Origin of the sequence: Streptomyces sp. NPDC005408 (genome assembly GCF_040606445.1) — a bacterium.
GTDB lineage: Bacteria > Actinomycetota > Actinomycetes > Streptomycetales > Streptomycetaceae > Streptomyces.
The window spans coordinates 21,226-27,225 of the sequence record NZ_JBEXEX010000074.1 but is presented as its reverse complement, the minus strand read 5'-3'; the positions used below and the strand labels follow the sequence as shown (position 1 = coordinate 27,225).

Sequence of the window (6,000 nt, the reverse complement as noted above, 5' to 3'; positions counted from 1 at the left end):
ACGCTGCTGGTCGAATGGCCCGACGGCGCCGAGGCGCCCACCGGCTACTGGCTGTCCAACCTGCCCGACACGATCTCCCTCGCCGAACTGGTCCGTCACGGGCGATGGCGGGGCTGTGCTGGAACTGGCAGATACCCAAATCCTGTTCGACCTCGCCGAACCGCCGCCACCAGTTGCAATCGATGGAACGTGGGTCGAGGTCCGTGTGAAGCGGAACAGCGTCAGCCTGTGGCCCTACCTGCTGTGATGCACAGGAGTCCGGCCCTGCCACCGTTCAGCTCTCCCGCCAGTTGTGGGTTGATTCGCGGGTGAGCCTGCGGCTCATGAGGTCGATCATCGCTATGTTGATCATGGCTTCGGAGCGGTGGGGGTGGGTTTCGTAGCCGCGAGCGAGGCGGCGGCGGTGCATGAGCCAGCCGAAGGTCCGCCCGACGACCCAACGCCGTGGGATCCCTTCTGGACGGGGTCGCGGCGGAGGACTTCGACGTCGATGCCGAGTTGGGCGCCGTGGTCGATGGCCTTGATGCGGTAGCCGTTGTCTGCCCAGGCTTTGGTGACGCCAGGGTGGGCCTTCGCGATGTTGGAGAGCAGGTGGATACCGCCGTGTTGTCGGAGACGCTGGCGGCGGTGACCCAGACGGCCAGGAGGAGGCCGAGGGTGTCGACACCGATGTGGCGTTTACGGCCGGCGATCTTCTTGCCTGCGTCGATTCCCTGGCCGGTCGCGGGAACGTTCGCGGAGGTCTTGATGCTTTGTGCGTCCAGAACGCATGCGCTCGGCTCCGCCGCCCGTCCTTCGGCTTCCCGCAGAAGGCGACGGAGAAGTCCGTTGAGCTGGTCGAAGACGCCGTCCTTCTGCCAGGCGGCGAAGTAGCCGTAGACGGTCTCCCAGGGAGCGAAGTCGTGGGGAAGGTAGCGCCACGGGATCCCGGTCCGGTCGACGTAGAGGACCGCGTCCATGATTCTGCGCAGGTCGTGTTCAGGAGGCCAGCCGATATCCAGGCCCTTTACCCGTCGCGCCGCACGCCAGGCGGTCAATGTGAGTTCCAGCAGTTCCCAGCGGGCATCGGACAGGTCACTTGGGTAGGGCCGCTGTCGGCGAGGCATGTTTCTGACACGGACCAGATCAGGTGAGACCCAAACCGCCCTGCGAGGACGTTCTGTGTACGCGGATGCGTCACGGTATGAGATCGGCTGGGTGGAGGCGGACGGCGGAACGAGACGTCGGCGGCTGGTCGAGGCCGGGGACGTCGTTTTTGAAGAGGCTGCCGGTGCGGGACTTTCCGTCGTACCGCAGCCAGCGCCACTTTCCAGGGCTGTACTGGGCGGCGACGACGGGCCGGCACGTGGGGTTCGAGTCCTGGCTGGAGCGGGACCACGCGATGCTTTTGGACTTCGATCCGCTGGTGACGGGGTTGTCCTCGCAGCCGTTCTGGCTGGGCTGGCGGGACAAGGACACGGGCCGCAGCCGGTCACACGCCCCGGACTACTTCGCGCGGGTTGCCAAGTCGAGATCACCAACCGGGTCTGTGACCTGCTCTACAGGCTCAACCTTCAGTGGCACGCGCTCAAGATGCGGTGACACGGGACAGGCACGGACGAGTCGCGGCGGTAGGGCAACTGAGGGTTGGTCACGATCAGAGGGTCAGCAGCCGGACGAGCAACACCGTCACCGTGCCCACGGTGAACATCGACCCCAGCACGGTGAACAGCAGGTCGACCGCCCTCATGTCCCAGCCCTCGATCGCAAACCGGTGTGGGGCTTTCGGATCGTATTGGACCATGACGTACGCCCCCACGCCGAAGTTGTTTCCGACGACTCCGCGGCCGAACCTGGATGAGTACTCGCACGTGCGCCCGTCCTGGGCCGTCCAGGCCGCGACCGGGTGGTAAAACGTGGCGCCTTCGTCGCCGCGCCTGACATCGTGGCGGACGATCCGAGCCCTGGCAGTGACACCTATGCGGCTGAGCGCGCTGGCGCGGCGGAGGCCGTACACGCCGAAACTGAGGAAGATCGTGCCGATCGTCAGGGGGATGAGGGAGAAGAGCCATTCGCGTTCCATGTGTAATGCGACGCGTGCGCTGGGGTGTCGGTTGCGGGTGGAGCGGCAGTGACAATCCTCAGGTAGGGCTCTTCTTGACGACCAAACTTGGGTGAGACTGCTCAACCTTCGGCGCGACAGGACAGTTCGTCTCACTGAAGATTGAGTGGGCGACAGGACACGCGAGTCAGTTCTCATTGGTCGGGTTTGATTTGGTCTTCGTGCTCGGACGGCCTTCCTGCTCGGCCGATGGAAGGACGGCCAGCAGGTCAGCGGTTTCTGCGAGCCCGCCTTCCTGCACGGCTCTCTGAATGAGGGCCAGCCGATCAGCCTCTTCGGCGAGGTGGCCTTCCTTCTCAGCTCTCGAAAGTATCGCGCGCAGGTGAGCATTGACTTCGGCGTGGGATGCGAGTTCGGCTCCCTGGATGGATGCCTCCAGGTCGGAGATGCTGGGTCGGGCTTCGATTCGTTTGCGCACCGCAGCTAGTTGGCGTTGCACCTGATCAAGCACGGCGGCACGTTAGTTGGGACCTGGCCACGATGGTTGGAACCGGTGAGGTCAGTTCGTGGCGTGGCCGGTGTCCTGGGGCTCGGGGTTGACGGACAGGGCTGTGGCGTCACGGATGGCGAGTTCTTCAGGGGTTCCGACGAAGGCTGGGCCGCAGCCGGGAGGGAGGCGTTCGACCACCATCTTGACGGCCTGTTCCGGCGTCGCGGCTGGGCCCACGGACTCGCTGCGCAGGGGTCCGGAGACCCAGTATTCGCCTGCTGCCGCGGGCTGGATATAGGGAATGTCCCACGTCCACCGCTGCCCTGTGCATCGGCTGAAGTGCAGCTCTCCCATTCCTGTCCAGGGGAACAATTGGCGCAGGCGGGGTTCAGCATAGGCCGCTTCGAGCAGTTCCGGGCGGACCCGCCCGTCGGCGCGAACCTTCTGCCAACCTGCTTCGACGAGGCCGTGGCTCGGGGGTGTTGCGTCCATAGCGACACATCATCCCCGTCGTCGGTCGGAACTGGCTCCATCAAGAATGACAATTCCTGAAAGCGGGGGAGTTGCAGCAACCGGGCCCGCCAACGTGCGGGGGACGGGCCCGGCTGTACCGCTGGTCCCAGTGTCCTGTCACAAGGGATCTTGTTCACAGTAGGAGCAAGGGCTCGGCCGGGCGAGTGCGGATGAGCCAGCCGAGGCCGAGGTAGGCGCCTACCTGGTGCCCGAGCACTCCGACGGCCCGGAGGTGTGCGGGTCTGCCCCGCGAAGTTGTCCACCAGCCGAGTAAAGCCATTCGCTGTCCGTCAACGCGTAGTACGTGGCCGTTCTCCACCCGTCAGACGAAGTTCCACACCCCCGCGGCGATCACTGCCGGACCGCTCAACCCGCCACCCAACATTCTGGGCCTGCACCGTGTCATGTTCGCCGTCGACGACATCGACGACACGATCACCCGCCTGCGCCGCCATGGCGCCGAACTCCTCGGCGAGGTGGCGCAGTACGAGAACATCTACCGACTCTGCAACCTCCGCGGCCCCTCGGGAATCATCGTCGCTCTGGCCGAACGGATCGGCTAGGTTCTGTCTCTTTGGTCAGCGTCGGTTCCAGATGAGGATGCTCGCGAGGTGGAGTGCGGCCTGGTAGGCGATCGCGAGTTTGTCGGTTCGTGTGGCCAGGCCGCGCCACTGCTTGAGGCGGTTGATGCACCGCTCGACGGTGTTCCGCTGCTTGTATGCCTCGCTGTCGAAGCCGGGCGGGCGGCCACCGAGTCGGCCTCGTCGCAGGCGGTGGCTGACTTGGTCGGACGGCTGTGGGATGACCGCACGGATGCCCCGGCGCCGCAGGTGGCTGCGGATGGCACGTGAGGAATACGCGCGGTCGGCCAGAACGGCCAGGGGCCGGGTCCGGGGCCTGCCGGGGCCAGTGCGGGGCACGCGGATGCGGGACATCACCGTCTCGAAGGCTGGTGCATCACCTGCCTGGCCTGCGGTGACTGTGAAGGCGAGGGGCCGTGCGCGGCCGTCTGCGGCCAGGTGGAACTTGGTGCTCAGCCCGCCGCGGGGAGCGTCCGAGCGCGTGGTCGGCGGGCTCGCCGGAGTGGGTCGCCCCCTTGTGAGTGCTCCGGCGGCGTGCTGGTGGGCCCGGACGACCGTGGAGTCCACTGACACCGTCCAGTCGATGTCGTCATCGGCGTCCGCTGCCGCCAGGACGGCGGTGAGGATCATTTCCCAGGTGCCGTCGACGGCCCATCTGATCAGCCGTTTGTGGGCGGTCTGGAATGAGCCGAGCTCGTCGGGGGAGGTCCCGCCAGGGCGAGTTGGTGGGGTACTTCCACGCGATGGCCTCGAGCGTGCGGCGGTGGTTGGCCCACCGCCGTCCGCGAACTGGATCGGCCGGCATCAGCGGCTCGATCCTGCTCCACATCGCATCAGTGATCACTAATCGGACAGACACATCCGATCAACTGACCAGCCCATCAAAGAGACACGCCTAGATGATCTGGGGTGTGGCGTCTCGGTAGGGGGCTGGCGGTCTTGCTGTCGGCATGCCAGGGACTACCGTCATTCGTATGACGACACAACTGCGACGCATCACCTTCCTGTGCCGCGATCCGGATGCACTTGCTCGATTCTGGGGTGCTGTGCTCCTCAAGCCAGTGATTGACGGCAGTCACGGGCTCCACCTCCAGCTGGTCGACGGCAACGAGCCGCAGTCTCTGTACTTCAAAGCCGCTGCCCATGGAGAGCGGCCGGGAGTGGCGGTGCGTTTGGGGATCGGAGCGGTGTGCGGAACTCTGGATGAGGAAGTCAGCAGACTCGTCACCTTGGGGGCAGTAGTCCTTTCCGAATCCCAAGATCCCTTTGACTTGGCCTGCGTGACGATGGCAGACCCAGAAGGTAACGAGTTCGCAGTCGAGATGAGCGAAGAGGAACTACTGGATGAGGAGCTGCATCCCCGGCCGGAGGCCGAAGGGCGGCCCACGCCCTGAGACATGAACCGCCTCCCCGCTGGGTGTGCTCAGTCAGCAGTTCGTGGACATCGCCGAACTGGCGACGACGTTCGTGCCGTGCTTCCCCTGGTACTCGACTTGCAGGGAGGACACCGTCTTGTACGAGTGCGTCTGGATCCGCTGAGGGCACTTGTACGGAACGCTGAGGGTCTTGGCCTTACAGGCCTTCCATCCGGTGGTCTTGCTGGCGATGACGCCATACCGGCCGCTGGACAGCTTCTGCTCCAAGGTCACGTCGAGCTTGCACGCATCCGGCTTCGGTGTCGTACAGCTCTTGATCTTTCCCTGTGCGTAGAGAGGACCGTTGGCGGTCACGTAGAGCGGCTTCATCGACTCGAAGACGCAGCCGACGACCCCCGCAGGAGCCTGGGCAGACGGTTCGGCCGTGACGGAAGCAACCCCCTTCATGCTTCCGTCTGCAGCGTTAGACGTCCCAGCTCCCGCGAAGAGAACTAATACACCGACCGCTGCCGTAGTCAGGGCAGTCTGGAAACGCATTGATCGAACCCCGTTTCATGCCGCATGCGTCCCCGGACCGTGCGTCCGGGTGACTGACGGCGGCGAATCCGACACTAGGCATCAGACTTCCTCAGCATCCGTGCAGGTGTTCGAATCGTCGCGAAGATGACCCTCAAGGTCCCGAATGACGCTCTTGCCCGCCCTGGGCACCAGTGCTACTCGGCGAGCGCGTCACGTCCATGGTGGGCGGCGACGCCAGGCACTCGTTGACCGCGTCGAGTGCGTGGAGAGACAGACCGATGCCGGCGTCGCGGATGGCTATGAAGTCGTTGTTGACTCGCTCCAGCAACCCAGGCACCGGCTCCAGCACCGCGTAGCTCTGCGGGCTCAAGGCCAACTGCGGTCCGTCGTACGACGACCAGGCCGACCCCTCCCCCCGGGCTCCTCCTCAGCGCGGTGGCTCCATGGAGAACAGCAGACTCGCGAGCCGTGGCGTTGCCT

The 6,000-nt window shown here is 65.2% G+C and carries 6 protein-coding genes and 3 pseudogenes; 3 read left to right on the top strand and 6 right to left on the bottom strand.

All coding sequences use genetic code 11. From position 1 onward, the window contains the following. Nucleotides 1–274 precede the first annotated feature (274 nt). Nucleotides 275–1,106, bottom strand: a pseudogene (locus tag ABZS64_RS36270) (IS5 family transposase). 65 nt (nucleotides 1,107–1,171) lie between these two features. On the opposite strand from ABZS64_RS36270, the pseudogene ABZS64_RS36265 reads away from it, so the two are divergent. Further along, nucleotides 1,172–1,453, top strand: a pseudogene (locus ABZS64_RS36265) (hypothetical protein); the annotation flags it as partial. Between the two features lie 183 nt (nucleotides 1,454–1,636). Here the strand turns inward: ABZS64_RS36265 and ABZS64_RS36260 are convergent. The 3 genes from ABZS64_RS36260 to ABZS64_RS36250 all read right to left on the bottom strand — a co-directional run bounded on the left by ABZS64_RS36260 (nucleotide 1,637) and on the right by ABZS64_RS36250 (nucleotide 3,023). Further along, nucleotides 1,637–2,062, bottom strand: coding sequence for a DUF3592 domain-containing protein (locus ABZS64_RS36260; RefSeq protein ID WP_355838961.1), 426 nt, complete (start codon nucleotides 2,060–2,062; stop codon nucleotides 1,637–1,639). Nucleotides 2,063–2,228: 166 nt separating this feature from the next. Next, nucleotides 2,229–2,552 carry a hypothetical protein gene (locus ABZS64_RS36255; RefSeq protein ID WP_355838959.1) on the bottom strand — a complete coding sequence of 108 codons (324 nt, stop codon included), beginning with the start codon at nucleotides 2,550–2,552 and terminating at the stop codon, nucleotides 2,229–2,231. Between the two features lie 48 nt (nucleotides 2,553–2,600). Continuing rightward, nucleotides 2,601–3,023 (bottom strand): DUF6193 family natural product biosynthesis protein, encoded by a 423-nt coding sequence (locus ABZS64_RS36250; RefSeq protein ID WP_355838957.1) that lies wholly within the window; start codon nucleotides 3,021–3,023, stop codon nucleotides 2,601–2,603. Nucleotides 3,024–3,370: 347 nt separating this feature from the next. On the opposite strand from ABZS64_RS36250, the pseudogene ABZS64_RS36245 reads away from it, so the two are divergent. Beyond that, nucleotides 3,371–3,607 (top strand): annotated as a pseudogene (locus tag ABZS64_RS36245) (VOC family protein); the annotation flags it as partial. Nucleotides 3,608–3,622: 15 nt separating this feature from the next. Here the strand turns inward: ABZS64_RS36245 and ABZS64_RS36240 are convergent. Then, nucleotides 3,623–4,454 (bottom strand): IS5 family transposase gene (locus ABZS64_RS36240; RefSeq protein WP_355838955.1). Its coding sequence is split into 2 segments (ribosomal slippage): nucleotides 3,623–4,318 and nucleotides 4,320–4,454, totalling 831 coding nucleotides; the frame shifts between segments, so codons are not numbered across the junction. A gap of 145 nt (nucleotides 4,455–4,599) precedes the next feature. On the opposite strand from ABZS64_RS36240, the gene ABZS64_RS36235 reads away from it, so the two are divergent. Further along, nucleotides 4,600–5,019, top strand: a complete 420-nt coding sequence (locus tag ABZS64_RS36235; protein ID WP_355838953.1) for a VOC family protein — start codon at nucleotides 4,600–4,602, stop codon at nucleotides 5,017–5,019. Between the two features lie 33 nt (nucleotides 5,020–5,052). On the opposite strand, the gene ABZS64_RS36230 is transcribed toward ABZS64_RS36235, so the two are convergent. Next, nucleotides 5,053–5,448, bottom strand: coding sequence for a hypothetical protein (locus ABZS64_RS36230; protein WP_355838951.1), 396 nt, complete (start codon nucleotides 5,446–5,448; stop codon nucleotides 5,053–5,055). Between the last annotated feature and the right edge of the window lie 552 nt (nucleotides 5,449–6,000).

Coding starts and splice junctions, on each gene's coding strand:
- ABZS64_RS36230 (WP_355838951.1), bottom strand. CDS start 5,448: ATGAAGGGGGTTGCTTCCGTCACGGCCGAACCGTCTGCCCAGGCTCCT.
- ABZS64_RS36250 (WP_355838957.1), bottom strand. CDS start 3,023: ATGGACGCAACACCCCCGAGCCACGGCCTCGTCGAAGCAGGTTGGCAG.
- ABZS64_RS36235 (WP_355838953.1), top strand. CDS start 4,600: ATGACGACACAACTGCGACGCATCACCTTCCTGTGCCGCGATCCGGAT.
- ABZS64_RS36260 (WP_355838961.1), bottom strand. CDS start 2,062: ATGGAACGCGAATGGCTCTTCTCCCTCATCCCCCTGACGATCGGCACG.